29 protein-coding genes and 1 riboswitch are annotated in these 24,854 nt (G+C 42.9%); of the genes, 21 read left to right on the top strand and 8 right to left on the bottom strand.

All coding sequences use genetic code 11. From position 1 onward, the window contains the following. The first annotated feature begins 134 nt into the window (after positions 1 to 134). The 9 genes from ORD22_RS12905 to ORD22_RS12865 all read left to right on the top strand — a co-directional run bounded on the left by ORD22_RS12905 (position 135) and on the right by ORD22_RS12865 (position 6,269). A complete protein-coding gene (locus ORD22_RS12905; protein ID WP_317646478.1) occupies positions 135 to 476 on the top strand; it encodes a hypothetical protein in 342 nt (113 codons plus the stop codon). 59 nt (positions 477 to 535) lie between these two features. Then, entirely contained in the window at positions 536 to 997 is a 462-nt protein-coding gene (locus tag ORD22_RS12900) for a DinB family protein (RefSeq protein ID WP_317646476.1), read from the top strand. 160 nt (positions 998 to 1,157) lie between these two features. After that, a complete protein-coding gene (locus ORD22_RS12895; RefSeq protein ID WP_317646475.1) occupies positions 1,158 to 1,505 on the top strand; it encodes a lmo0954 family membrane protein in 348 nt (115 codons plus the stop codon). Positions 1,506 to 1,519: 14 nt separating this feature from the next. Continuing rightward, entirely contained in the window at positions 1,520 to 2,140 is a 621-nt protein-coding gene (locus ORD22_RS12890; protein WP_317646474.1) for a PspA/IM30 family protein, read from the top strand. A gap of 62 nt (positions 2,141 to 2,202) precedes the next feature. Further along, positions 2,203 to 2,904 (top strand): cell wall-active antibiotics response protein LiaF, encoded by a 702-nt coding sequence (gene liaF, locus ORD22_RS12885; protein WP_317646473.1) that lies wholly within the window; start codon positions 2,203 to 2,205, stop codon positions 2,902 to 2,904. After that, positions 2,901 to 3,947, top strand: a complete 1,047-nt coding sequence (locus ORD22_RS12880; RefSeq protein WP_317646472.1) for a sensor histidine kinase — start codon at positions 2,901 to 2,903, stop codon at positions 3,945 to 3,947. Before liaF ends, ORD22_RS12880 begins: the two co-directional genes overlap by 4 nt. Next, complete coding sequence (locus ORD22_RS12875) at positions 3,922 to 4,554, top strand: response regulator transcription factor (protein ID WP_317646471.1); 633 nt, start codon at positions 3,922 to 3,924, stop codon at positions 4,552 to 4,554. Before ORD22_RS12880 ends, ORD22_RS12875 begins: the two co-directional genes overlap by 26 nt. A 274-nt stretch (positions 4,555 to 4,828) precedes the next feature. Next, the gene (locus ORD22_RS12870; protein ID WP_317646470.1) at positions 4,829 to 5,659 is read left to right on the top strand and encodes an undecaprenyl-diphosphate phosphatase; all 831 of its coding nucleotides are present in this window, start codon (positions 4,829 to 4,831) and stop codon (positions 5,657 to 5,659) included. 61 nt (positions 5,660 to 5,720) lie between these two features. Next, complete coding sequence (locus ORD22_RS12865) at positions 5,721 to 6,269, top strand: hypothetical protein (RefSeq protein WP_317646468.1); 549 nt, start codon at positions 5,721 to 5,723, stop codon at positions 6,267 to 6,269. Here ORD22_RS12865 and ORD22_RS12860 read toward each other — a convergent pair. Beyond that, complete coding sequence (locus ORD22_RS12860; protein ID WP_317646466.1) at positions 6,220 to 6,954, bottom strand: MBL fold metallo-hydrolase; 735 nt, start codon at positions 6,952 to 6,954, stop codon at positions 6,220 to 6,222. The genes ORD22_RS12865 and ORD22_RS12860 overlap by 50 nt on opposite strands. 243 nt (positions 6,955 to 7,197) lie before the next feature. Between ORD22_RS12860 and ORD22_RS12855 the strand changes: the two genes are divergently transcribed. The 8 genes from ORD22_RS12855 (at position 7,198) to ORD22_RS12820 (ending at position 15,042) form a co-directional block, all read left to right on the top strand. Further along, positions 7,198 to 8,394: a class I SAM-dependent rRNA methyltransferase gene (locus ORD22_RS12855; RefSeq protein ID WP_317646464.1), complete on the top strand. Its 1,197-nt coding sequence runs from the start codon at positions 7,198 to 7,200 to the stop codon at positions 8,392 to 8,394. Positions 8,395 to 8,417: 23 nt separating this feature from the next. Then, the gene (locus tag ORD22_RS12850) at positions 8,418 to 8,795 is read left to right on the top strand and encodes a hypothetical protein (protein WP_317646462.1); all 378 of its coding nucleotides are present in this window, start codon (positions 8,418 to 8,420) and stop codon (positions 8,793 to 8,795) included. 13 nt (positions 8,796 to 8,808) lie between these two features. Then, positions 8,809 to 9,303: a DUF1648 domain-containing protein gene (locus ORD22_RS12845; protein ID WP_317646460.1), complete on the top strand. Its 495-nt coding sequence runs from the start codon at positions 8,809 to 8,811 to the stop codon at positions 9,301 to 9,303. Between the two features lie 101 nt (positions 9,304 to 9,404). After that, on the top strand, positions 9,405 to 11,126 hold the full coding sequence (locus ORD22_RS12840; RefSeq protein ID WP_317646459.1) for a DUF2207 domain-containing protein: 1,722 nt from the start codon (positions 9,405 to 9,407) through the stop codon (positions 11,124 to 11,126). A gap of 24 nt (positions 11,127 to 11,150) precedes the next feature. After that, positions 11,151 to 12,548 carry a cryptochrome/photolyase family protein gene (locus ORD22_RS12835; protein WP_317646458.1) on the top strand — a complete coding sequence of 466 codons (1,398 nt, stop codon included), beginning with the start codon at positions 11,151 to 11,153 and terminating at the stop codon, positions 12,546 to 12,548. 140 nt (positions 12,549 to 12,688) lie between these two features. After that, complete coding sequence (locus ORD22_RS12830) at positions 12,689 to 13,135, top strand: hypothetical protein (RefSeq protein WP_317646457.1); 447 nt, start codon at positions 12,689 to 12,691, stop codon at positions 13,133 to 13,135. A gap of 152 nt (positions 13,136 to 13,287) precedes the next feature. Continuing rightward, positions 13,288 to 14,358 carry an ABC transporter permease gene (locus ORD22_RS12825; protein WP_317646454.1) on the top strand — a complete coding sequence of 357 codons (1,071 nt, stop codon included), beginning with the start codon at positions 13,288 to 13,290 and terminating at the stop codon, positions 14,356 to 14,358. Positions 14,359 to 14,361: 3 nt separating this feature from the next. Then, positions 14,362 to 15,042 (top strand): ABC transporter ATP-binding protein, encoded by a 681-nt coding sequence (locus ORD22_RS12820; protein WP_317646451.1) that lies wholly within the window; start codon positions 14,362 to 14,364, stop codon positions 15,040 to 15,042. A 219-nt stretch (positions 15,043 to 15,261) separates the two neighbouring features. Here the strand turns inward: ORD22_RS12820 and ORD22_RS12815 are convergent, their stop codons facing one another. The 7 genes from ORD22_RS12815 to ORD22_RS12785 all read right to left on the bottom strand — a co-directional run bounded on the left by ORD22_RS12815 (position 15,262) and on the right by ORD22_RS12785 (position 20,915). Continuing rightward, entirely contained in the window at positions 15,262 to 16,278 is a 1,017-nt protein-coding gene (locus ORD22_RS12815; RefSeq protein ID WP_317646450.1) for a ThiF family adenylyltransferase, read from the bottom strand. Then, positions 16,275 to 17,048 (bottom strand): thiazole synthase, encoded by a 774-nt coding sequence (locus ORD22_RS12810; protein WP_317646449.1) that lies wholly within the window; start codon positions 17,046 to 17,048, stop codon positions 16,275 to 16,277. Before ORD22_RS12810 ends, ORD22_RS12815 begins: the two co-directional genes overlap by 4 nt. Then, positions 17,045 to 17,251 (bottom strand): sulfur carrier protein ThiS, encoded by a 207-nt coding sequence (gene thiS, locus ORD22_RS12805; RefSeq protein ID WP_317646448.1) that lies wholly within the window; start codon positions 17,249 to 17,251, stop codon positions 17,045 to 17,047. The genes ORD22_RS12810 and thiS overlap by 4 nt, the downstream gene beginning before the upstream one ends. After that, a complete protein-coding gene (locus ORD22_RS12800; RefSeq protein ID WP_317646447.1) occupies positions 17,235 to 17,846 on the bottom strand; it encodes a thiamine phosphate synthase in 612 nt (203 codons plus the stop codon). Before ORD22_RS12800 ends, thiS begins: the two co-directional genes overlap by 17 nt. 78 nt (positions 17,847 to 17,924) lie before the next feature. Then, a riboswitch (TPP riboswitch) is annotated at positions 17,925 to 18,033 on the bottom strand. Positions 18,034 to 18,107: 74 nt separating this feature from the next. Continuing rightward, positions 18,108 to 18,797 (bottom strand): Crp/Fnr family transcriptional regulator, encoded by a 690-nt coding sequence (locus ORD22_RS12795; RefSeq protein ID WP_317646445.1) that lies wholly within the window; start codon positions 18,795 to 18,797, stop codon positions 18,108 to 18,110. After that, on the bottom strand, positions 18,775 to 20,676 hold the full coding sequence (locus tag ORD22_RS12790) for a heavy metal translocating P-type ATPase (RefSeq protein WP_317646444.1): 1,902 nt from the start codon (positions 20,674 to 20,676) through the stop codon (positions 18,775 to 18,777). The genes ORD22_RS12795 and ORD22_RS12790 overlap by 23 nt, the downstream gene beginning before the upstream one ends. Before the next feature lie 17 nt (positions 20,677 to 20,693). After that, complete coding sequence (locus ORD22_RS12785) at positions 20,694 to 20,915, bottom strand: heavy-metal-associated domain-containing protein (protein ID WP_317646442.1); 222 nt, start codon at positions 20,913 to 20,915, stop codon at positions 20,694 to 20,696. A 165-nt stretch (positions 20,916 to 21,080) separates the two neighbouring features. On the opposite strand from ORD22_RS12785, the gene ORD22_RS12780 reads away from it, so the two are divergent. The 4 genes from ORD22_RS12780 (at position 21,081) to ORD22_RS12765 (ending at position 24,636) form a co-directional block, all read left to right on the top strand. Continuing rightward, positions 21,081 to 21,761, top strand: a complete 681-nt coding sequence (locus ORD22_RS12780) for a phosphoribosylaminoimidazolesuccinocarboxamide synthase (RefSeq protein ID WP_317646440.1) — start codon at positions 21,081 to 21,083, stop codon at positions 21,759 to 21,761. A gap of 598 nt (positions 21,762 to 22,359) precedes the next feature. Beyond that, entirely contained in the window at positions 22,360 to 22,884 is a 525-nt protein-coding gene (ectA, locus tag ORD22_RS12775; protein WP_317646438.1) for a diaminobutyrate acetyltransferase, read from the top strand. A 66-nt stretch (positions 22,885 to 22,950) separates the two neighbouring features. Further along, positions 22,951 to 24,231, top strand: a complete 1,281-nt coding sequence (ectB, locus tag ORD22_RS12770) for a diaminobutyrate--2-oxoglutarate transaminase (protein ID WP_317646437.1) — start codon at positions 22,951 to 22,953, stop codon at positions 24,229 to 24,231. A 15-nt stretch (positions 24,232 to 24,246) separates the two neighbouring features. Beyond that, the gene (locus ORD22_RS12765) at positions 24,247 to 24,636 is read left to right on the top strand and encodes an ectoine synthase (protein WP_317646436.1); all 390 of its coding nucleotides are present in this window, start codon (positions 24,247 to 24,249) and stop codon (positions 24,634 to 24,636) included. Positions 24,637 to 24,854 lie beyond the last annotated feature (218 nt).

The raw sequence follows: 24,854 nt of genomic DNA, 5'->3' as shown, positions 1-24,854 counted from the left end.
CAAGATAGGTGAAAACTCCTGTCTTGCTTTATTTTATCGCTAGAAGAAGGAATTAGTTTAACGTGAAGCGAAATAGGGTAAGTATACAAGGTGCGTTCTGTTTTATAGAATAGATTTAGGGGAGGAATAGAAAGATGACAACTGTTGACGGTAAATATCCAAACAAAAGAGATTTAACTCCAAAAGTAGGAATTGACAATGAGAGAGCGGTCGTTCCGGATGAATTGCCATTAGCGGATCCCGCTGATTCAGATTCTACAGCCACATTTAGAGAAAATGCGCAAGACGATACAGGAAAGCATCAGCCTTCCGCTTATAGTCAAAACAAATCACCGAGCCAAAACTATCATGACTTGAAACCAGGCGAAGAATTTCCGTATGGTGATCAAGATGAATATAATCGCAAGTACAATCACGAAGCACACGGTCAGTGGAACGAGCATAAAAACATTGAAAAACCGACAGATCTATCGTGAAACCAGCCCGCAACTATGCGTGGCTGTTTTTAGATTGACGAAGAGAGGAGAATGAATGTATGGGAGCTATTCAGCAACTATCTATGGCAAGAGGTTACACATTAGGTCGCATTAAAGGTGTAAGTGAGGATGCATGGGATGTGCAACCCGCAGGATTTTCGAACACGATTCGCTGGAATGTTGGTCATATTTATGTGACGGTAGAAAGCTTGTTAAGCCGAGCGATTCAGGCGTATGAAAAAAATCATTCGGACTGGTCGGAGTTTTTTGCGCCAGGTAGTAGTCCAGCTGCATGGCAAAGCACGCCACCGACGACTGAAGAATTAGTTGGGGCATTAAAAGAGCAAGGTGAGCGAGTTTCGCAACTGATGGAAAGCTCACCTGTTCAAGCGTTAGAATCACCTCTTGCCATCGGTAAGTTAATCACATTAGAAACGGTTGAAGATGTTCTTCGATTTTTAGCTTGGCACGAAGGAATTCATTCAGGACTGATCAATGGATTAACGAGAGTCATTAAATAATGAAAAGCAGTCAGAAGCATTCTGGCTGTTTTTTTACGCGCAAAATCAGGTCTTACGCTTGTCTCAGTCTTAAGTCTGAGAAGGAAATCCGCTATGGGGCCGTCGGAGAAAACAACAATGCATTATATACTAAAGTTACAAATGAAGGGAGGACAACAACATGAAGAAATTTGGATTACTTTTACTTGGAATTGTTGCGGGTCTGACGTTGGTATTGAACTTAGGATCCATTATTGTACTAGCTATTACAGGGGCGATTGCGTTAGCGAGTTTCCATTATTGGAGAAAGAGTATTTCAACGCTTGCTAAAGTCTTTTGGATGGCAGTATTGATTATTAGTTTGATCAGTTCGGTATCAAATATTGGGGCATTCATCGGAATCATCGCATTGATCGGAATGTATTATGTGTGGCACAAGTGGAATGAACGTACTATGAACCCGAACATTACGAAATCTGATGACCCATTTACAAATTTTGAACGTCAGTGGAATGAACTTACAAAATAAAGGAGAGATGGATTATGAACGCATTTTGGCATCGATTGAAATATACAGTACAGGAAGACATCAGAAGTTTGATGGACGAGCCACAGAAGAAAGAAAACCCGCTTGCGTTGCTGAATCAATACTTTTTGGACGCACAGAAACAAACTGCAGAAATCGGTAAGTTGTTGGAACGACAAAGTCGTTTGAAAGAAGAACTTGAAAACGAACGGGCAGATGCAGACTTGATGGCGGTGAAACGTCGTAATCAGTTAGAATTAGCGGAAGCGACAGGTGAAGTAGAATTGATTGCCTTCGCGAAAGAAGAAGTGGAAGCATATGAAGGGCGCGTGGCCCGATTGTCCGCGAGCATCCAAGACGCAACACATGAATTGCTTTCATTGGAGCGGAAATTCGAAGAGATGAAGCATCGCGTGAAGGATATGCGTGTTCGTCAGTTGCAGTTGATGGGGAAGGAAAATGTCACGCGTGCGCAGGAAAAGATGGATCGTTTTGTTACGCCAGACAGCGCATTTTCAACGCTTGACGACTTACATTCGTATATCGAAAACTTAGGTGGCGGGACAAGAACTACGCAAAGCCATTCTTCCATGGAGCAACGTTTGGATTCATTAGAGAAAACGCACGCAAAATCTTAAGATATTGTGTAAACTAGAGGAGGAAGTATTACGCTTCCTCTATCGGGAAGGGAGAGAATGAAATGACTACGAAGGATTCTAAAAACGTTTCGGTATATTTGCTCGCTTTGCTGATGATTGCGTTCATCGAATCTATAGTATTCTCAAACGGTAACGTCATTTTCCTCCTTCTCGGTTGGGGATTCCTCGATTATGGTTATCGAAAGCGGGAGAAATGGACAGTAATTTCGGGTGCAGTCTTAGTTGTCATTGCACTTTTGACGTTATGGAGTGTACGATTGCTAGTTTTGGCAATCATTCTCTATATACTAGTGAAGTTGTGGAAAGGCACGCCAGCTAGCGAGGTTTTTGGGGATTTGCAAAAGCCGAGAGCGAGACGGTCGCAAGGACTATGGAGGAACCGCTTATTCTCCATACAATCCACGCCGTTTTCATCTTATGAGTGGGAAGATGTTCATATACAAGGGTTTTTCGGTGATGTGTATGTCGATGTGACAGATACAGTCTTGCCTAAAGGTGCTTCTTTCATCTCAATTCGTCAAATCTTCGGGAAAATTATAATTGAGTTGCCATATGATATTCCGGTCCGGATTCACTATGCGACATTGTATGGTGGGGCGAACCTGTTAGCGAAGGGCTCGCAGCAATTATTTAATGAAACGGTGCAGGAACATGACGGCTATGAAACGAAGCAACCGAATGACCCGGAGCTGATCATTACAATATTTACATGGATTGGCGATGTGGAGGTGCGTAGAAAATGAAAGCAATTATCGGACGCACTCTACTCTTAACCTTGATGTTCAGCGCGCTAGTAGCCTTTTTTTTCTATGTATTCATGGATTTGTCTTACGCGCAATATAGTAAGTTGCTTTTAGAGACGGAAGCAGCGGATATGCCTTTCTTAGCTTGGTTATTTTCAACAATTTTTGTTACGAGTTTAGTGATCGCTAGTTGGATCAGCTTAAACAGTAGAACAAGAGAAAACTTCATCATCAAAAAATTAGAAGATTTATATTCAAAACAGGAATTTATTAAATCCAATAAAATGAAAAAACAAACGAACCGTTCGATTGAGCAATTGTATGAAGTACTTGAAGCGCAGCGCAGTAGTTTGCGAAGAATTACAGATGAGAGAGTCGAAACACAAGATAAAATCATTCAAGAGAGAATCGTTCAAGAACGCCAGCGATTAGCAAGGGAGCTTCATGATTCCGTTTCCCAGCAGTTATTTGCAGCGTCGATGTTATTGTCGGCACTTGTAGAGCAGCAAGAAGACGATTCACCAATCGAAAAGCCGTTACTGCAAGTGGAGAAAATGGTGCAGCAAGCCCAATTGGAAATGCGGGCTTTGCTTTTACATCTACGTCCTGCAGCGTTGCATAATAAGACGCTTGCCCAAGGATTGGAAGAGTTATTGCAGGAGTTACAGGAAAAAGTGACGTTTGATATTCGCCATCGTTTAGAGGATATTGAGTTGTCTAAAGGGGCGGAAGATCATTTATTCCGTATTGCTCAGGAGACATTATCGAATACGCTACGTCATGCGAAAGCGACGGAAGTGGAGATTTTATTAATTGAACGAGCTGGGCTAGTGATTTTGCGGGTGCAAGATAATGGTGTTGGATTCAAACAAGATGACGGTAAAGGCGGAAGCTACGGCTTACAGAATGTCCAAGAGCGGGCGATTGAAATCGGTGGCAGTTGTAAAATTGTCTCCGTACCGTCGCAAGGAACGATTGTAGAAGTGAAATTGCCTATTGAAAAAGGGGGGCTAGTGGATGATTCGAGTATTGTTGGTCGATGATCATGAAATGGTGCGAATTGGTGTATCGACTTACTTACAGATGCAGCCGGATATCGAAGTAATTGGGGAAGCAGAAAATGGTCAAATGGCAGTCGACAAAGCACTCGAACTGCGACCGGACATTATTTTGATGGATATGGTGATGCCAATTATGAATGGTGCGGAGGCAACTGCGGCAATTATTGAGCAGTGGCCAGAAGCGAAAGTCATCATCGTTACGAGTTTCTTGGATGATGATAAATTGTATCCTGCGCTTGAAGCGGGAGCCGTCAGCTATATTTTAAAAACGTCCAATGCGAAGCGTGTGGCGGATGCGATCAGGGAAACGATGCAAGGTCAAACCGTATTGGAACCTGAAGTGACATCGAAAATGATGACCAAAATGCGTGGCGGACAAACACATGAATTGTACGAAGATTTAACGGAGCGCGAACTCGAAGTATTATTGTTGTTGGCACAAGGTAAATCTAATCAAGAAATTGCGGATGAATTGTTTATTGCGTTAAAAACAGTGAAGACGCATGTTAGTAATATTCTATCAAAACTTGAAGTCCAAGACCGCACCCAAGCGGTTATTTATGCGTTTCAGAAGAAATTGGCGAAGTAGCGGCATACTGAAACTCAATCTAGCATAAGGTTTACTAGAGAGTGTGGTGTGGATAACAAATTCATTCGACATGAATTGTCAGAAATTATGAACTTCTCCACAAACTATCCACGCGTTTTGTGCATAACCACTTGTATTTATGCGAAAATGAAAAGTATGCACATGTGGATAATACTTCGCGTGAAACTTATCCCCTGTTGATACCGTCATGGTAATGCTATAGTTAATAGAAAATAGAATAGCTGAAGCCTAGCCTTCGCGGAAAGAGAGTCTTATGGAATTATTTGATTTAATTAAAGCATTAATTTTAGGTTTTGTAGAAGGAATGACGGAATTCGCTCCTGTTTCTTCAACAGGCCACTTAATCATTGTCGATGATATGTGGTTGAAGACGGAAGCGTTCTTAGGGAAATATCCCGCAATCACATTTAAGATCGTCATTCAGTTAGGTTCAATTTTAGCTGTCGTCGTCGTTTTTTGGAAACGATTATTCAGTTTAGTCGGTTTGTATAAAGGTGAGAGCGACACTAAGATGAGTGAGCGGTTTAATTTATTACACGTCATCGTTGGGATGTTGCCAGCGGTTATTTTCGGTTTTGCGTTCAAGGATTTAATTGATGATCATTTATTCGGCGTGGAAACGGTCATTATAGCTTTAGTAGCAGGTGCACTATTGATGATTGCGGCGGATAAATTTGGACCGAAGCAACCGTGGGTAGAGACGCTTGATCAAATTACATACAGACAGGCGTTCACTGTCGGGCTGGTGCAGTGTTTGTCGCTATGGCCAGGGTTTTCTCGTTCGGGCGCAACGATTTCAGGCGGTGTGTTATTCGGGATGAATCACCGGACCGCAGCAGATTTCACGTTTATCATGGCGGTGCCAATTATGATGGGTGCGAGTTTGGTGTCGGTGTTGAAGAACTGGGAGTATATGTCGATGGATTATATTTCGTTTTACGTCGTCGGCTTCCTGAGCGCGTTCGTGTTCTCGCTGATTTCGATCCGTTTCTTCCTGAAGTTGATTTCTAAGGTGAAATTGGTGCCATTTGCGATTTATCGTATTGTGTTAGCGGTTATTTTGGCAGTGATTGTGTTTTTATAATGATGAAAAAGACCTTTGCGGTTATGCAAAGGTCTTTTTGTCTGAGTTTTTTTGTGTGCTTATGGATTGTGAGGCTGGGTGCATATGGGTTTATGTCCCCGCCGCGCTCATAGAAGCTGTTCTCGCGCTCATAGAGTTCGGTCTCGCGCTCATAGAATTCGGTCTCGCGCTCATAGAGTTCGATCCCGCGCTCATAGAACTCGGTCCCGCGCTCATAGAGTTCGATCCCGCGCTCATAGAACTCGATCTCGCGCTCATAGAGTTCGGTCCCGCGCTCATAGAGTTCGATCTCGCGCTCATAGAGTTCGGTCCCGCGCTCATAGAGTTCGATCCCGCGCTCATAGAGTTCGGTCCCGCGCTCATAGAGTTCGATCTCGCGCTCATAGAACTCGGTCCCGCGCTCATAGAACTCGATCTCGCGCTCATAGAGTTCGTTCCCGCGCTCATAGAGTTCGTTCCCGCGCTCATAGACCTCGTTCCCGCGCTCATAGAGTTCGATCTCGCGCTCATAGACCTCGATCCCGCGCTCATAGACCTCGTCCCCGCGCACATATCCGCCCTTACAAAGTATAAACCTTCCCCACGTCTGCAATCTCCACTGAACCAGTGAAGTTTTTTTCTGCTTCGTTCAAAATATCTTGGATGTTTCCGTGATGCGGCAAGTGGGTGAGTATGAGTTGCCCAACTTCTGCTTGTTGTGCGAGTGTCCCTGCTTGGCTACCGGCAAGGTGACCGGGGGAGATGCCGATATGTTCTTCGTAAAGGTTGGCTTCGCTGAATAAGATATCTGCGTATTGTGCAAACGGAATGAGGGCATCAGTCCATTCGGTATCTGCTGTAAAGACTGCGGATTTGCCTTCGACGGTGAACTTTATCGCCAGGCAGTAGACGGGGTGAACGGTTGGACAAAACGTCACGGTGAATGGGCCGATTTCTACGGATTGTTCTGCCGTTATTTCCACGCCTTCTGTTTGCTCTTTATATGACAACTTAGCAAATTGCTCTTCATCCCGAGTGTGCCCGTAAATCGGTAGTGTAGGTGACGGTTGTCCGAGGTAATACTGAATTAATCGGCTGTACTGCAAGCTGCCAATGTCTGCAATGTGATCGGCGTGATAATGGCTGATGACGACAGCATCGAGTTGGTCGAGTGCGATATGGTTTTGTAAGGATGCGAGTACGCCGCTACCGCAGTCGATTAAGCAATGGAATCCATCATGCTCGATGAGGAATGATGATGTTGCGCTGTTAGCCTTCGGGTAGCCGCCCCAGATGCCGAGGGTAGTAATGTTCATGGGATTTCCTCCTATTTGTTTCGTTGTTTTTAATAGTGTAGCTTTTGTTGCTGCTAAACGCCACCTTACACTTTTGCGACATCCAGTTACAGCGTCTAGGATCTCGGGTCATAAGCCATGCCGGTCATGAGTCAAAAAGCGCCGCTTCGCAACTTCATCTTCTGCCGGCCGACTCTAAACGCCACCTTTCACTTTTGCTTAATCCATGAGATAATAAGGAAAATACTTTTTGAGGATGACGATATGAGTAAATTAGTTGAAATACAGTTGAATGCACAAGGGACAGTGGCTTTGAAGAAGGGCTATCCGTTAATTTTGAAAGATGCCGTAATGACGAGTGAGATTCGGGCGGAGGAAGGCGATTTGCTTCGTTTGACCGATCGGTATCATAAGTTTTTGGCGAAGGGTTATTACGGTAAGCAGAATAAAGGAATTGGCTGGGTATTGACGGCGAATGAAGCCGAAGCGATTGATTTTGATTTCTTTGATCAGAAGATGGCTACGGCATTTGAACGTCGTGATTCGTATATGGAAGATCCAGATACGACGGCTTTCCGTTTATTCAATGGAGAAGGCGATGGTATTGGTGGCCTGACGATTGATTATTTCGATGGCTATTATTTGGTTAGCTGGTATAGCGAAGGGATTTACAAGTTCCGCCACCATGTTTATAACGTGCTTGATAAGCGTGCGGAATATAAAGGTGTCTATGAGAAGAAGCGCTTTGATACGCAGGGGCAGTATGTGGAACAAGATGACTTCGTGAAGGGAACTGAAGGTGATTTCCCAATCATTGTTAAAGAGAATGGCATGAACTTTGCGATTGACTTGAATGATGGGGCGATGACGGGTATTTTCCTTGACCAGCGCGATGTGCGTGAGATGATTCGTGATAAGTATTCGGAAGGTCGCGAAGTGTTGAACACATTCTCTTACACTGGAGCGTTTTCAGTAGCGGCTGCCTTGGGTGGTGCAACGAAGACGACGAGTGTGGACTTGGCAAAACGTAGTGTGGCGAAAACGATTGAGCAATTTAGCGTTAACGGTATCGATTACGAACAACAGGACATCAAAGTGATGGATGTTTTTGATTACTTCCGTTATGCAAAGCGTCACGACATGAAGTTTGGTTTGGTCATACTTGATCCACCAAGTTTTGCGCGTTCGAAGAAATATACGTTCAGCACAGCAAAAGATTATCCGATGCTGATGAAAGAAGCAATTGCGGTAACGGAAAAGAACGGTATTATCGTCGCATCTACAAACAATGCGAGCTTCAGCATGAAAAAGTTTAAAGGATTCATTGAACAAGCGTTTAAAGAGACAGGGATTCGTTATAAAGTGCTTGAGGAATCAACGTTGCCGAAAGATTTCCGTGCGCCGCGTGACTATCCTGAATTTAATTATTTGAAAGTCGTTATCGTTGAGAAACTGAAGTAACCTGTGAAACGGGAGGTTATGATATGAAACAGTTGCTCGTCCTGTTGTTGACGGTGTTCGTCGCGGGATGTTCTAACGTCTATAGTCATGAAGATGGCTACCGTATGGCAATCATCAATCAAGGATTCCCAGTGCCAAAAGAAGCTTATGAAGTGAAGCCGGAAGATTGCGTGGGCGAGATTTCAAAAGCGGCCAAATATAAGCTTAAGGGAATAGGCGATGCAGACGGGAATCCGCCAGATGAATATTTACGAACCATTGAAGAATGGGGCTGGACGGAGTTAGTCGATGAGCGCAGAGGATCCATCCATTTTTACGAGAAAAACGGTAAAATTATGTCGTTGAATATTCATCAAAATATTTTTGATGTTTTCGAAATGACAAGCGATCCAAGTTCGTAGGGGAGGTACAGATATGCAGGTGGAAAAACCGAAGCTTGACATACCGAGATCAAGTGTTGGAAAAGCTTTCGATGTGTTGGTTATCGCTTTATTCGCGGCATGTCTGACACACTTATTCTTGCAGTGGAATGAGTTGCCGGATCAAATTCCAGCCCATTTCGGTGCAAATGGTGAAGTGGATCGCTATGGATCTAAATTCGAACTATTGTTGCTTCCGATTATTGGTATCTTTCTATGGGTTGGGCTATTTATGTTGGAGAAATATCCGCATACGTATAATTACATCAATTTGCGACCGGACAATATCGAAACCCAATACCGCTATGGTGTCGTATTCATGAACGTCACGAAAAATATATCCACATTGTTAATCATCTACATCATGTGGCAAATGAATTTGATTGCGCTTGGGCAGGCGGAGTCCCTAAATATGCCGATATTTGTTAGTATCATGGTGCTATTGTTCGCTTCGATTGGCTACTATTTTTATCGAGTAATGAAGTTATAGGAAGCGCTACACATTTTATCGTAAAAAAATTCTGGAATCTTGTGAAAAATCGAATCTAATGATTACCCCTTATCGTATACTCATGATAAGGGGTGATTTTTATGCGATGGAAACTGTTGAGTATCGTCTTGCTAGCTTTTCTTGTTCTGCCAACGTCAGCGGGAGCGGTAGATTTTAGCATTACAGACGTGCAGATTAACGCCCAATTACAACCAGATGGAACAGTTCAAGTGAAAGAACAGCATACGTATGATTTTGATAGTGAATTTAATGGCATCATTCGTGAGATCAAGCCGAAGAAAGGTGCATTGATTGAACAGTTTACAGCCTATGAAAAAGATAAAGCGTTAAAGGTAGAAAAAAAGAATTATGAATACCGTGCCTATCGCAAAGGTGATAGTGAAGTCATCACAGTAGATTTACAGTACAACATTGTACATGGAATGGAAAAATACGAAGATGGCGCGCAGTTTTATTGGCCGTTTTTTGATCAGCGCAATGAAACGGATTATGAAAATATGACAATTACGGTAGTACCTCCAAGCGCAGCTTCGGACGTTCTATTTCTAGGATATGATAGCGCTGAGGAAACGGGTAAAGTGAAAGCAGATGGTAGCGTCGTATTTGCTATGGGTACAGTATATTCTGGTGAAAACGGGGATATTAGAGTCATTTATGAACCGTCATTATTTCCTGGTATGAATGCGCGTGACGGAGAAATTCGTCCTGTTGTTAAGGAAGAACAGCAACGGTTAGCAATGGCGCGAGCGCAATTCCTAGCAGATCAACAACGTGCAGGCACTATAGGCGGAGTCAGTGTAGCAGCCGGATTCATAGCGGTTGTGGTAATTGGAATGTTTGCTAACGGCAGAAGGAAAAGACACCGTAAAGAAGCGCAGTATGAAATCGATTCGAACGGTTTTTATGTTCCCCAGAGTGATATGAGTATGCCTGCACTTTTACTTTTCCGAAAAGGAACGGCCACTATAGAGCTGATGTCTGCTGCCTTATTAGACTTAGTTCGTAAAGGTCATGTAAAGCAATTATCCGATGAAGAGTTTGAGTTAGCAGATACGAATGTCAAGTTAGAACATGAAAAACAATTGATACAACTACTGTTCTACCAAATTGGCAAGGACAAAAAGTTTACGCTCGAACAATTAAAAAGCTATACGAAAGCGAAGAAGAATTATGAGTCATTTAATCTAAAATTTACGATGTGGCAAAAGCTATTAAAAGAAGAATTAGATCAGTATGAACTTCATGAAAAAACTACTACAGAGCGTGTGGTTTTGAGTGTAATAGGTTTGATGGGAATAGGAATCGTTGTCTACCTCTTAGTTTACGAATTGTATTTACTTATGTTCGTGGCAATCCTTCTGACGTTAGTTGCTTTAGCATTTGCATTATTCTATCGCGCGCATAACTATGTCGGTATATTATTATCACAAGAGTGGTCCCAAGTAGAGAAATGGATGAAGGAATTGGACACGAAAAAGTGGGAGTCTTTATCCATTGACGATCGATTCCGTGTCTTGATTTACGGTGTAGGAGTCAAACATCCTGAACTCGATTCCTACTACAATGCATTCGCCCATGCTCAACAGCAACTGGATGAAAATCGCACAAATCCAAACCAACGTCATAGTAGCAATTATGAGGAATCATACTACGGAGGCATGGTGTATAACCCCGTCTTCCTAGCAGGTTCATTCAGCCAAGCATCCACTAACGTAGCCGCTAACACGCCAAGTAGTGACAGCTATGGCAGTAGCAGTAGTGGGGGAACAGGTGGTGGCGGCGGAGGGTCTGGTGCCTTTTAATGCATTCTTTCAAAGGAGGAAATCATGGGAATTACAATTGTTTGGTTTCGGAAAGATTTACGTATACATGATCATCCAGCCTTAGTCGAAGCGGCAGCACATGGAGAAGTGCTGCCGGTTTTCATTTTGCCTGAAACCGTTCACGCGGCATCAGATTGGTGGGTGCATCATAGCTTGGTAGAATTACAAAAAAAGTTTGAACAGCAACAAATTCAATTTGTCGTTAGGAAAGGTCCACCGGTTGAGCAACTTCTGAAGATCCAGCAGGAAAGCGGTGCTGATCAACTCGTATTCAATGAATTGTATGATCCAGAAAGCCGGAAACAGGAGAAGGAACTGACAGCCACCTTAGAAAAAATCAATGTGCAAGTTCGCTCATTTCAAGGTACTTTACTCGTACCACCCGATGCCATTTTCAATAAAAGTGGGCAACCGTATAAAGTGTTCACCCCTTTTTGGAAGCAACTCCGACAAGAACCGATTGCACAACCACTTCTTGCACCAGAAAAACTTACTCCATCTTCCTTGCGACTAGCTTCATTACCACCGGAAGAATGGGGCTTATTATCACCCCTTTCTTGGCATGAAAAGTTTCAATGGCAGCCCGGTGAAACAGCTGCAATCGAGTGTTGGCAAATGTTCCGTAACGGAGGATTCTCCGACTATAAAGAAGGCCGAGATCTTCCTGCGCAGCCAAATGTTTCTCGTTTATCCCCGTATGTAGCGACGGGTAATATAAGCGTGCGTTCCATTTGGTATAGCGCGCTTGCAACCGATTGGATTGAGGATGAGCAAATTGAAGCCTTTTTACGGCAGTTGGCGTGGCGGGATTTTGCCCATTATCAGTTGCTGTATTTCCCCCACATGCTAGAAAAACCTGTACGTCCAGAATTTGAAAAGTTTCCATGGCAATCGTCAGCAGAAAATGTACATGCATGGAAAACAGGACAAACCGGCTATCCGTTAGTTGATGCGGATATGCGGGAATTATGGGAAACGGGCTATATGCATAATCGTGTGCGGATGATAGCCGCTTCATTTTTAATTAAACATTTATTAACGGATTGGCGAGAAGGAATGAAGTGGTTTGAAGAGACGTTAGTAGATTGGGATAGTGCGAACAATGCGATGGGCTGGCAATGGGTAGCGGGAAGTGGATTTGATGCGTCTCCTTATTTCAGGATTTTTAACCCGATTGTACAAGGAGAGAAATTTGATGGAGCAGCAATCTACGTAAAGAAATGGGTGCCTGAGTTAAGAAATCTGCCGGGAAAATATATTTTCCAGCCAGCAGAAGCGCCTGCAAGTGTATTACAGTCTGCAGGTGTAGAGATAGGAACTACCTATCCGGCACCTATTGTCGACCACAGAGCTGCCCGCGAACGTGCGCTGGCAGCATACGATACGTGTAAAAAAGGTTAAATCTCATCAATGGAATCTAGCATCTGGAAATGTTGTAAAGTAGCAAGATGATATGGACGGGTAGTTCATGTGATTCGTAGGGGAGACAGGCACGGAGAAGTATCAAATCTGTAATGTTTGTAGTGTAGGAAGGTGTCAAAATGAACAGTAATAAAATTATGCAAGGTGTTTGGATTGGTCTTGTGACAGGCATTATCTTAGCTTTATTTTTAAAATCCGTACAGGCAGTTATGGGTTATAAAGTATATACACTGCTGTTGAACGTGGATTATATCCCCATCGTTAAAAACTATCAATTTCCAGAAGTAATCGAAGTATCTTTTCACTTAATTGTCTCCGTGATCCTATGTATAGTCCTCTTGCTACTACTGGATAAAAACACTGATTTCATAAGGAATCGTGTCATATACTTTTCTTTTCTCATCAACACAGCAATCGGTCTTTTATTGTATCCAACCACAACATTTTCTAGTCGCACGCCTAGCTTTTCAGACGCGGTATCGTTGTTTTGGTGGATCGTAGGGCATGCATTATACGGCTTACTAGTGGGTATAATGTTAAAGAGAACTATAGGTAGGAAGAGATAGTCATTTCTGGTATATGCTTCATGGTGGTTGTATATTTGAGTAACGAATAACATCGTACAGGGTGTATACAATCTGCGTGCGTTAAAAAAGCCAATGCACAGTCGTATCAGCGCCATATGCATTCGATGTCTTATAAAGGAAGTGAGTTCTAGATGTTTTTAGCATGGAGCGAAATTAAACGAAATAAACTACGATTTTTATTAATTACATCGATACTATTGCTTGTCTCATTTTTAGTGTTTTTCTTATCAGGTCTTGCAAATGGATTGGCAAGTATGAACAGGGAAGCTGTAGACAATTGGGACGCAGATGCAATTGTACTGACGGAAGAATCGGATAAAAGTCTCTATCAATCGTCATTGGATAAAGACCTGGCGGATGAACTAGGAGCGAAAGAGACTGCGGTCGTTAGTCAAATGGGTTCCATTGCTAATAATGGCGATGCTAAGAAGAATGTCTTATTGTTTGGTATCAATAAGGAGGAGTTCATCACTCCTAAAGTAAGTGAAGGGGATCCGACGTTTTATGTGCAAAACGGTGTTGTCGCATCAGATGCGCTAAAAGATGATGGCTTTAAGATTGGCGATACATTGGAATTATCTTCTAGCGATACAAAACTGACGATTGTCGGTTTCACAGAGAAGGCCCGTTTTAACGCAGCATCTATTTTGTATATGAAGTTAAATGATCTCCAGAAGATTAAGTTCGGGGAGTCATATGAAATGAATAAAGATATGGTCAACGCCATTATCATTAAAGATTCTAAGTGGAACGAGCTAGATATCCCGAAAGATACAGAAATCATCAAAGCAGAAACATTCATCGAAAACTTGCCAGGCTATACTGAGCAAAATCTAACGGTCACGTACATGATCTATTTCTTGTTCGTAATTTCCGCTGCAATTGTAGCAATTTTCCTGTACGTTTTGACAGTGCAAAAAATCAGCATGTTCGGATTAATGAAAGCGCAAGGGATTTCTAGCAGTTACTTAGCTAAATCGGTTGTAGCCCAGACATTTATCCTTGCATTGATTGGTGTCGTGCTAGGTTTCGGATTGACGTTGCTTGCGGGTAGCTTCTTGCCAAGTGCAGTGCCTGTTCAATTCGATTTGACGGCTATGCTTATTTATGGGCTTGTATTAATCGCGGTGTCGATTGCCGGAGCAGTTATTTCCGTCTGGACAATCATTCGAATTGATCCGCTAGAAGCGATAGGAGGGTAAGCGATGGTACTGGAACTACGAAATGCGAAGAAGACTTTCGGAGAAGGTAATACATTAGTTGAAGCGTTAAAAGAGACGAACTTTTTAGTTGAACGAGGCGAATTAGTTGCCGTCATCGGACCTTCTGGCTCAGGAAAAAGTACGTTCTTGACAGTCGCGGGCGGTTTGCAGTCACCGAGTGAAGGTCAAGTCATGATCAATGGCAAAGAGTTGTCACAACTCAATGAAAAGCAACGTTCAAAAATTCGTCTGCAGGAGATTGGCTTCATTTTGCAGGCATCGAACCTCGTGCCGTTCTTGACCGTCGATCAACAACTGGAATTGCTCAATAAAGTAAAGAAAAACAATATGTCTCCTGTTGAAAAGAAGCAACTTTATGAGGATCTTGGGATTACGAAGTTGCATAAGAAATATCCATCCGATTTGTCGGGAGGTGAGCGCCAACGTGTGGCAATTGCTAAAGCGCTCTTCAGTAACTCTTCCATCATCTTAGCTGACGAGCCAACTGCTTCACTCGATTCGGATCGAGCGTTTGAAGTTATGGAGTTGTTGCAGCACGAAACCAAATCGAAGCAAACAGCAACGATTGTCGTGACGCATGATACTCGACTGATGAAGTATTTTGATAAAGTGTATAAAATGACGGATGGTGTATTGGAACTCGATACAACAATTTACGAATAACAAAGAACGATCTAAGGAGATGTGGACCATGTCTCCTTAGATCGTTCTTTTTTGTACTCATAGATTGTATGGACGTGCTCATAGATCTAGGCTGTACGCTCATAGCCTTAGGCCCCGCGCTCATAGCCCTGGGCTTCGCGCTCATAGCCTTGGATTCCGTGCTCATAGCCTTGGGTTTCGCGCTCATAGAAATGATCCCCGCGCTCATAGACTTAGTAATCAGCCAAGCAAGCCAGCCACAATTTTCCGGGCTTGCGAAACATCTTTCGTTCCGTGCACGAGCATTCGACCATCCCGGAACAATACTAATCGATGATCGTGATATTCGCAGGACACTAAATATGGATTGTGTACTAAGTTCGTTACTGTACCTCGGATTGAATCGGCATATGGTGCTAACTCGACTTGACGGCTTTTCGGCCATGTTAGTTGTACTGTATCACGTCCACATAACAAGGCTGTTCGAACGACTTCACTTGCTGATAAAAATGGATACGTCGGCTTATCTGAACAACTTGGACAGCTTGATTTTTTCATACTGTGCACATCAATCGCAGCACGTTCACCCGACCACAAATCCACAGACTCTAAGCGGGGTTGCATCTCCGCGCCTGTCATATGTTTTAGTAACTCAGCCACTTGACGAGCAGCGGTAGTCACGACAATCGGGCTGATGACGCCGACTGTATCGCAAGTGAGCGATTGTGGAGGTAATACTTCGAGAAGGCAATGAAGGCAAGGCTGTCCTTCAGCGACTCCGATAGGGAACGTCAAGCCGTAGCTCCCAACACACGCTCCCATGAAAAATGGAATCTGTAGTTGAAGTGCTGCATCATTTGCCAGTAGTCGCGTCTCAATATTATCCGTTCCATCCAACACAAACTGATGACCTTCAAATAATTCCAAGACATTTTCCGGTGTCACATCCGCTACAATCCCGCGAATTTTCACATCACTATTGATTGCCCGTAAACGTTTTTCAGCAGCGATTGCTTTCGGTAATTGATCGACTACATCTTGCTCGCTATACAGTTGCTGTCTGTGTAAATTCGTCCACTCCAAAATATCGCGATCGACAATAGTTAATTCACCGACACCTGCACGTACAAGCATTTCAGCCCCAGATGAACCGAGAGCCCCCGCGCCAAGTACGAACACTTTAGCGTCACGAATCCGTTGCTGACCCATTGAACCAATTGGCGAAAATAACTCCTGACGTGAATATTTTCCGATCAATTTGGCACAAGCCCTTCTAGCGGACTGCTTGCAACCGCGTAGTCTCTAACAGGCATGCGTCCCGCTTTATAGCCGAGTCTTCCTGCTTCGATTGCTAGTTTCATCGCTTCAGCCATTTTCACTGGATCAGCAGCTTCGGATACAGCTGTATTTAGTAGAACGCCATCTGCTCCAAGCTCCATTGCGTATGCGGCATCTTTTGGTGAGCCGATTCCTGCATCCACAATAACGGGTACTTTTGATTGTTCAATAATAAGTGATAAATTTAAAGGGTTCAAAATACCTCTGCCTGAACCAATAGGAGCTGCACCTGGCATGATTGCATGAACACCTAATTCACATAGCTTTCTTGCAAGTACGACATCATCTGACGTATACGGTAGAACGATAAAACCTTCTTCTAGCAACATTTCGGAAGCGCGTAAAGTCTCTACTGGATCCGGCAATAACGAATGGCTGCAGCCAATAATTTCAACCTTTACCATGTCACATAATCCCGAAGCTTTTGCCAATTTCGCAATATGCACTGCTTCCTCTGCCGTGCTCGCGCCTGCTGTATTTGGCAATAATGTATAGCGATCTAAGTCCAATTGCTCCAAGAAATTCGGCTGTGATGGTTCGAAAATATTCATGCGTCGAACTGCGAAAGTTAGAATATTAGCTTCTGAAACCGCAACGGCTCTCTTTTGCGCTTCAAATGAAGGGTATTTGCCCGTACCTAATAGTAATCGTGATGAGAATTTCTTATCTGCAATTTGTAACATATTCATCCGCCTCCAACAAAATGTATGATTTCAATTTGGTCTCTGTCCATAATCGGTGCATCGTAGCGTTCTTTTTGTAAAATTTCTTTATTCTTTTCTACAATCAAAATTCGATCGCCAAGCTCTAAATGTTCAAGCAATTGTTGTACCGTTTCTACTTCAGGAAGGACTGCATACGATTTCCCATTCAAATTAATCATCTTTACCATTGAAAATCTCTCCATTTCTACTATACTTTTTCACTTCATCTACCGCATTCGGATGACTTAACGGGGATAAAATCGCCGCACCTGCAACACCACATTTTTCAAGTGTGGTTAGATGTTCGGGCTGTATTCCTCCGATTGCATAGACAGGAATTGTACAAGTTGAAGCTATTTCAAACAGCTCACCCGTGCCGCGTGGAGCCAAACCTTCCTTCGACCGGGTCGCATAAACATGTCCATAGAGTAACCAACTTGCGCCGTCCGCTTCCGCTTGTAGCGCTTCTTCCAATGAATGGACCGAGCACCCAAACTTCAATGAAGGGAAGGCCACTTGTGCGTCTGCAACGGACATGCCGTAGCCAGTGAGTTGAGTCTTTTTAATAGACAGTTTGTTCGCTACTTCTGGCCGCGCGTGGATGATTAACTTATCAAGCGGAAATTGAGAATCCGTAAGACGTAACACTAAATCTACCAATTGTTCATCGGTCTTGGACTTTTCACGTAAGATAAATGCATCGAAAAAGGGTGCTGTTTGCTGTAATTTCAGTAGCAATTCATCCACTGAATGACGATCATCCGTAACACCGATTAATTTCATTCATCTATTCAACTCCAATAGAAAAACCACTTTCCTGAATCGGAAAGTGGTGGATGTGTCGATAAGTATACATAGCTACAGAGCGACTTGCCACTTCCCTCCGCAGGTACGAACCTGATCAGGTAATAAGGGTTTCAGAGCCACACTCTTTTCTCAGTCCTTGTAAAGGATTCCCCTAATGGTCAAAATATTTTATTTTCACAAACTAGCATAGCATGTACTGGGTAAAATGGAAAGGTATGAGTATTCATTTTATGGATTTTACACGAGTAGCAACGCATCTAGATCTAGAATTTCTATAGTTTTCGAACCCGACTGTCGAATCCATCCTTGCTCTTCAAAAAACGTTAATTTCCGGCTAATTGTTTCAGGTGTTGTGCCAAGGTGGGACGCTAGATCTTTTCGGCTCATTGGTAGCTGGACAATCATTTGTCGCTGTTGCTCTGATAAGTCTGCTATATACAAGGCGATTCGTGTGTCGGCTGTTTCCATTGCGATTCGCGCGGCACGTTGCTCGGTATCCGCAAGTCGTGTAGAAAACTCCGCAAGCATTCTCAATGAAATGGAAGGGTGATCTTGCAAAAGTTGCTGCATCTGATCACGCTGAATCACACATAACTCCACAGGCTCCAAAGTTTCTGCGTATGCATCATGAGGTTTAGCATCGAATAGGGAAAGCTCACCGGTAAAATCACCTGGCTCCAAGATGCGGACAAGTTGTTCCTTACCATTTTCCGACAGTCGGTATATTTTGATTCGTCCTTTGTGTAAAATATATAAGCCTTTTGAAACGTCACCATCTGAATATATTATCTCGCCGCGTGGATGTGTAGCGCTATGAGCGAGTCCAACGATGTAATTCATCTGCTCCTTGTCTAAATGATTGAACAGGGGAACGAGTGAGACGCAGGGGCGATAATGTTCTTTGTTAAGACGTGATTGTTGATTCATTCGCTAACACCTTTCTTTCGTTCCGATTAAGCGGTTTATTACTAGTATAGCGTATGAGGCGAATGGCGTTGAGTATGACTAGCAGCACACTCATTTCGTGAATGAGCATACCGGATGCTAAAAAGACTTTTTCGAGCAAGACACCGAGCAATAGGAAAATGACAGTTCCAACCGCAAAGAATGTATTTTGCTTCATATTGCGGACAGTTGCTTTAGAAAGAGCGTATGCATGGGAGAACTGATCGAGTCGATCGGCCATCAAGACGATATCCGCAGTTTCCATTGATATATCAGTACCGCCTTCTCCCATAGCGAGCCCGATGTCTGCTGTTGCAATTGCAGGTGCATCATTGATTCCATCACCCGCCATGGCGACGCGATGACCTTGTGCTTTAAGGCGTTGAACGGCGGCCACTTTATCTTCGGGTAATAATTCTGCGTGGACAGCATCTAAGCCGAGTTGTTCACCTACAAGGTTGGCTGTATGTTTATTGTCTCCAGTCAACATAATCATTTGCTTAATACCGTTATGCCGAAGTTTAGTCAACGCTTCCACAGCTTCTGGACGAATTTGGTCAGCGATTGAAATGATACCGACAATTTTGTCTGCGATACTGACGAATACGGCTGTGTTTCCTACTTTTTCACGCTCTGTAGCATAGTCTTCTATTTCTGGATGAATCGCAATATGGCGAGCAGCCATTAATTTTCGATTGCCAATCGCAAGCTTATTTCCTTCTATAGTAGCGACGATTCCATTGCCTTTGACGACTTCCACGTCTTCTGGTTGATTGGTTAAAGGAATGGCTCGTTTCTTTGCCTCTTTGACAATTGTTTGACCTAGGTGATGTTCTGAAACTATTTCAGCTTCTGCAGTGATTCGCAGTAATTCTTCTTCTCCTATATTCCATCCATGAATATCTGTCACTTCAGGGCGTCCTCTTGTAAGTGTTCCTGTTTTATCGAAGACGACTGTATCGATTTTTGCTAGCTGTTCCATTACATCGCCGCCTTTAATCAAGACGCCGTGGCGGGCACCGTTTCCAATCCCAGCTACAATTGATACAGGAGCGGAGATCACTAGTGCGCCAGGACACGCGATGACGAGGAAAGTAAGTGTCATTTCAATATTTCGAGTAAAAAGATAGACGAGAACAGACAATATCACAATGGAAGGTGTGTAGATATTGGCAAAGCGTTCAAGGAATTTTTCTGTTTTGGATTTGGATTCTTGTGCTTCTTCGACTAATTCAATAATACGTGAGAAGGTTGTATCATCCCCGACACGAGCTGCAATTACTTCGATATAGCCGTGATCGACAATTGTTCCGCTAAACACTTGATCTTCAAGAGTTTTCGAAGCGGGAACGGATTCACCTGTAATGGCTGCTTCATTTAGCGTAGCATTTCCAGAAATAATAGCCCCATCAATCGGAACTTTTTCACCGGATCGAATGCTTACGCGATCACCGATTTCAACCTCGTCAACAGATACCATTACGGCTTCACCATCACGTATAATTCGAGCTTCCAAAGGTGCTAAATCAATCAAAGCTTTAAGTGAAGAACGTGTCTTTTCCATTGTCCGAATTTCTAGCATCGCACCGAATAAAAACAAGAATGTAACAGCAGCGGATTCTACATATTCACCAATGAATAATGCACCGACAACTGCAATTGTTACGAGTAATTCGATGCTAAATGCTTTCATTCGTATAGCTTTCCACGCTTTGATCGCAATGGGCGTTCCAGCAATGAACGTCGAGGCGATTAGTGTAACTTGACGCGCGTCATGCCAACCGACGACGTGCAGAACGATTGCGAGAGTTAAAAGTATAAACGCAGTAGCTGTAATGCGTACGGTTTGTTTTGCATTCATCTTCGTTTCCCTCCTCGTTATGAAACTTTTCGATTGAGCACAGGGTAGCCGAGTTTTTCAACCAACTGTTGTAATTCTTCGGCAGCTACGACGGAATCATCAAATTGGACGCGAATTTTATTTGAATGAAATAATACTTTTACTTGTTGAACCCCATTTGCACGTCCTAATGCACCTTCAATTTTTTTAACACATGATGGGCAGCTAAATGGTTCCATCAAAAATACGACCTTTTTCATTGATCTCATCCTTTTGTTTGTATTTGTTACTGTAATTATAAGGAGAATTTGTACAATTCACCTTGATGTGCGTCAAGTTTCACGAATCAGGACTTTTTCTTCTAGCTAAATTGCATTATACTAAGAAGGTAGTACGACATTTACGAATAGAGGAGAATCGTTCGGATGAAATTAACCTATTCTGGTAAAACGAAAGACGTCTATCAATTAGAGGATGGACATGTGCTATTGAAATTTAAAGATGATGTAACAGGGGAAGACGGCGTATTCGATCCAGGTGCGAATACGGTTGGATTGACGATAGAAGGCGCAGGGAAATCAGGTCTTCGTATGACGCAGTACTTTTTCGAGAAATTAGCAGAAGAAAAGATTCCTACACATTATATTGCTGCTGATCTTGATGAAGTGACGATGACAGTGAAGCGGGCTACGATGTTTGGTAGTGGACTAGAAGTGATTTGTCGTTTCCGTGCAGTGGGTAGTTTCTTACGTAGATACGGAGCATATTGTGAAGAAGGACAAGCGCTAGATGCATTTGTAGAAGTGACATTGAAAGACGATGACCGTAAAGATCCACCAATTTCAGAAGATGCACTTGCACAGCTTGGTATTTTAACACATGAAGAATACGCAACGTTGAAGCAACGAACTCAACAAATCTCTGAAATTGTCAAAGAAGAAATGGCGGAAAAAGGATTAGACCTATACGATATTAAATTGGAGTTCGGCCGTGATTCTGAAGGCAATATTATGCTGATTGATGAAGTTTCAGGTGGGAATATGCGCGTCTATCAAGGCGAAACATATATTGCACCAATGGATTTAGAAAAGTTGTTATTTTCATAAAAATTGACCGGAAACTAAAAAAAGTTTCCGGTTTTTTATATTCGTGCTGAGGCTATACGCTCATTGACTTGACGGGACTTTACTTTTTAATCAAATAAAGTAAAATCTATATTTACTGTTGACAACGTTTTCAGAGTTTTCTATACTAGCAATCAGTGTCAGAGGAGACACATCGTTTGCTTCTTCACCAGTGGTTGGACGTTGGTTGGATGAATGCGTATGGCAGTGAATTCAAGATGATGAAAGTGTCTTTCATATCAGCGAATCTATATATATTAGCTGTTTTTTCATGAACAAAAGCTCCCTGCTTTTGTATAGGCGCTCTTATGGGTCTTTGCACCGCAAAGCACCCTAGTAGCCAGTAATAATCTCCATTTGGCTTTTCTACGTACGTATCCTTTGCTAGTTCCGTTAGACTTCTAACGCGAAGCCTGTTGAGTAATCTTGCTCAATCCTTAAAAAACCTCACGATAATGACTATTTACTATTTTTGACGTAACCATGTTCTCAGGTAGAGAAGTAATTGTACATCTCAGAAACTTACAGAGAATGAACATGTATGTGTAGACGTACATGATAAGACTTGGAGGAAACTTGTTTGCAAAAACACTATAAACTTTCGATTGCAGGGGTGGATTTTAATGATCCGTATACCTTTCGCACACCGACTGTAAAAGATGGGAAAGCAATCTGGCAGCTTATTAAAGATACCCAAGTACTTGATTTGAATTCGTCGTACAGCTATTTGCTGTGGGCTGATCAATTCAGTGAGACGAGTATTGTTGTAGTGGAAGGCACGAAGATTGTCGGCTTTGTTTCAGGTTTTATTCAGCCAAAAGCACAAGATACTTTGTTTATCTGGCAAGTGGCGGTCGATGAATCTACACGCGGTAAGCGCCTTGCATCACGTATGCTATTAGCGATAGTACAGAGTGATGCGTGTCGGAATATCCAGTATCTAGAAGCGACTGTTACCCCGTCTAATATGCCGTCTATTAAATTATTTAAGGGATTGGCGCGCGATTTGAAGACAGAGTGCACGATTACGGACGGCTATACCGAAGATTTATTCCCAGGTGGTGGGCACGAAGCCGAAAAATTATTCCGCATAGGACCATTCTGAACTAACAGTCGATTGTTGCAATTCGACACGGAAAATACAGAAATCTAACGGAGGAATTAATTAATTATGGTACTGACCAAAAGTCAGCAGGTAATGGAAGTATTCGAAAATCATGAGTCGCAAGTGAGAAGTTACAGCAGAAGTTTCCCAACAGTATTCAAAAAAGCAAAAGGCTATAAGATGTGGGACACAGAAGGTAAGGAATATATCGATTTCTTTGCCGGGGCAGGTGCTTTAAACTACGGCCATAACGATGACAAAATGAAAGAAAAGTTGATTGAATATATTCAAGATGATGGCATTGCACATAGTTTGGATATGGGTACGACTGTACGAAAAGAGTTTCTTGAACGATTTAACGAAGTGATCTTGCAACCAAGGAACATGGACTATAAATTGATGTTTCCTGGACCTACTGGGACGAATACAGTCGAAAGTGCACTGAAAATCGCCCGCAAAGTAACGGGACGCCAGAATGTTGTTAGTTTTACGAACGGATTCCACGGTATGACGTTAGGTGCATTATCTGTAACGGGTAATTCATATAACCGCGCAGGCGCTGGGGTACCGCTAAATAACACGACTTCCATGCCATACGATACGTTTTTGGAGGAAGGTCAATCATTAAATTTCCTCAAAACGTATTTAGCCGACGCAAGCAGCGGATTAGATCTACCTGCTGCGATGATCTTGGAAACAGTTCAAGGCGAAGGTGGCATTAATCCCGCGAGCTTTAAGTGGTTGCGTGAAATTGAACATCTCTGCCGCAAGTACGATATATTATTGATCGTTGACGATGTGCAAGCAGGCTGTGGTCGAACAGGGACATTTTTTAGTTTCGAACCCGCGGGCATCAAGCCGGATATCGTTTGTCTGTCCAAATCAATCGGTGGCTATGGTCTGCCACTAGCATTGACGCTCATCAAACCGGAATACGACAAGTTTGGTCCTGCTGAACATAACGGTACATTCCGCGGTAACAATATGGCGATCTTAACAGCGACAGAAGCCTTATCGTATTGGGAAACAGATGATTTCGCCAAATCGGTACAAGAAAAATCCAAGCTAATTACAGAACGCATGGAAACCATTGTCGAGGACTATCCGCAATTAAAAGCTACCACGAGAGGTCGAGGCTTTATGCAAGGAATCGTCTGTGGTGAAGGTAAGGAAGATTATGCAGAAAAAATTTGTGCCAAAGCATTTGAAAAAGGCTTAATCATCGAAACATCAGGACCTGAAGGGGAAGTAGTAAAATTCCTTGGTTCATTGATCATGGATGAAAAAGGAATCGAAAAAGGTTTCGATATTTTAGAAGAAGCGATTGAAGAAGTCGTTCAGAATTAAGGAGAGAGATAAAAAGTGATTGTACGTACAGTAGATGAAATCATTGGCAGCGAAAATGAAATAAAAGCAGAAACATGGGCTAGTCGCCGATTGTTGCTGAAGAAAGATCTTATGGGTTTTTCATTTCACGAAACGATTATTTATGCGGGAACAGAAACGCATATCCATTACCAAAACCACCTAGAAGCTGTGTACTGTGTGGCGGGAGATGGGGAAATCGAAACAATCGCAGACGGTAAAGTGTACCCGATTACAGATGGTACGATGTATGCGTTGAATGAACATGATGAGCATTATTTACGTGGAGGTAAAGAAGACATGCGATTGATTTGTGTCTTTAATCCACCACTTGTTGGAACGGAAACCCATGACGAGAACGGGGTTTATCCGTTACTTGAAGACTGATTGAATAATGAGAGAAGCTCCAAGGCTTAGGCTTTGGAGTCTTTTTATGTAGTTTGTGCTGATGGCTTGTGGTGCCTTACACCCTGTCAAGTAGACATCTTTAGAAACCGCTCACTATTCTCTTTCCGCTTGTTTATTCCGTTGCTATTTCTATCAAAAGGGCGACTTGACATGGAGCCTCCACAGGCATGACTTCCACGTCTGGAAGCCAGCTGTTG

Source organism: Sporosarcina sp. GW1-11 (assembly GCF_033088395.1).
Classification (GTDB): Bacteria; Bacillota; Bacilli; order Bacillales_A; family Planococcaceae; genus Sporosarcina.
The sequence above is the reverse complement of the archived record's forward strand: the minus strand, read 5'-3'. Positions and strand labels throughout refer to the sequence as shown.

Bases quoted from the DNA above. Each gene is read 5' to 3' on its own strand.
- ORD22_RS12795 (WP_317646445.1), bottom strand. From the start codon at position 18,797: ATGAATCAACAATCACGTCTTAACAAAGAACATTATCGCCCCTGCGTC.
- thiS (WP_317646448.1), bottom strand. From the start codon at position 17,251: ATGGTAAAGATGATTAATTTGAATGGGAAATCGTATGCAGTCCTTCCT.
- ORD22_RS12785 (WP_317646442.1), bottom strand. From the start codon at position 20,915: ATGAAAAAGGTCGTATTTTTGATGGAACCATTTAGCTGCCCATCATGT.
- ORD22_RS12875 (WP_317646471.1), top strand. From the start codon at position 3,922: ATGATTCGAGTATTGTTGGTCGATGATCATGAAATGGTGCGAATTGGT.
- ORD22_RS12865 (WP_317646468.1), top strand. From the start codon at position 5,721: ATGGATTGTGAGGCTGGGTGCATATGGGTTTATGTCCCCGCCGCGCTC.
- ORD22_RS12840 (WP_317646459.1), top strand. From the start codon at position 9,405: ATGCGATGGAAACTGTTGAGTATCGTCTTGCTAGCTTTTCTTGTTCTG.
- liaF (WP_317646473.1), top strand. From the start codon at position 2,203: ATGACTACGAAGGATTCTAAAAACGTTTCGGTATATTTGCTCGCTTTG.
- ORD22_RS12845 (WP_317646460.1), top strand. From the start codon at position 8,809: ATGCAGGTGGAAAAACCGAAGCTTGACATACCGAGATCAAGTGTTGGA.
- ORD22_RS12905 (WP_317646478.1), top strand. From the start codon at position 135: ATGACAACTGTTGACGGTAAATATCCAAACAAAAGAGATTTAACTCCA.
- ORD22_RS12900 (WP_317646476.1), top strand. From the start codon at position 536: ATGGGAGCTATTCAGCAACTATCTATGGCAAGAGGTTACACATTAGGT.
- ORD22_RS12825 (WP_317646454.1), top strand. From the start codon at position 13,288: ATGTTTTTAGCATGGAGCGAAATTAAACGAAATAAACTACGATTTTTA.
- ORD22_RS12830 (WP_317646457.1), top strand. From the start codon at position 12,689: ATGAACAGTAATAAAATTATGCAAGGTGTTTGGATTGGTCTTGTGACA.
- ORD22_RS12855 (WP_317646464.1), top strand. From the start codon at position 7,198: ATGAGTAAATTAGTTGAAATACAGTTGAATGCACAAGGGACAGTGGCT.
- ORD22_RS12835 (WP_317646458.1), top strand. From the start codon at position 11,151: ATGGGAATTACAATTGTTTGGTTTCGGAAAGATTTACGTATACATGAT.
- ORD22_RS12870 (WP_317646470.1), top strand. From the start codon at position 4,829: ATGGAATTATTTGATTTAATTAAAGCATTAATTTTAGGTTTTGTAGAA.
- ORD22_RS12860 (WP_317646466.1), bottom strand. From the start codon at position 6,954: ATGAACATTACTACCCTCGGCATCTGGGGCGGCTACCCGAAGGCTAAC.
- ORD22_RS12790 (WP_317646444.1), bottom strand. From the start codon at position 20,676: ATGAATGCAAAACAAACCGTACGCATTACAGCTACTGCGTTTATACTT.
- ORD22_RS12880 (WP_317646472.1), top strand. From the start codon at position 2,901: ATGAAAGCAATTATCGGACGCACTCTACTCTTAACCTTGATGTTCAGC.
- ORD22_RS12810 (WP_317646449.1), bottom strand. From the start codon at position 17,048: ATGAATATGTTACAAATTGCAGATAAGAAATTCTCATCACGATTACTA.
- ORD22_RS12890 (WP_317646474.1), top strand. From the start codon at position 1,520: ATGAACGCATTTTGGCATCGATTGAAATATACAGTACAGGAAGACATC.
- ORD22_RS12850 (WP_317646462.1), top strand. From the start codon at position 8,418: ATGAAACAGTTGCTCGTCCTGTTGTTGACGGTGTTCGTCGCGGGATGT.
- ORD22_RS12800 (WP_317646447.1), bottom strand. From the start codon at position 17,846: ATGAAATTAATCGGTGTTACGGATGATCGTCATTCAGTGGATGAATTG.
- ectB (WP_317646437.1), top strand. From the start codon at position 22,951: ATGGTACTGACCAAAAGTCAGCAGGTAATGGAAGTATTCGAAAATCAT.
- ORD22_RS12820 (WP_317646451.1), top strand. From the start codon at position 14,362: ATGGTACTGGAACTACGAAATGCGAAGAAGACTTTCGGAGAAGGTAAT.
- ORD22_RS12780 (WP_317646440.1), top strand. From the start codon at position 21,081: ATGAAATTAACCTATTCTGGTAAAACGAAAGACGTCTATCAATTAGAG.
- ORD22_RS12895 (WP_317646475.1), top strand. From the start codon at position 1,158: ATGAAGAAATTTGGATTACTTTTACTTGGAATTGTTGCGGGTCTGACG.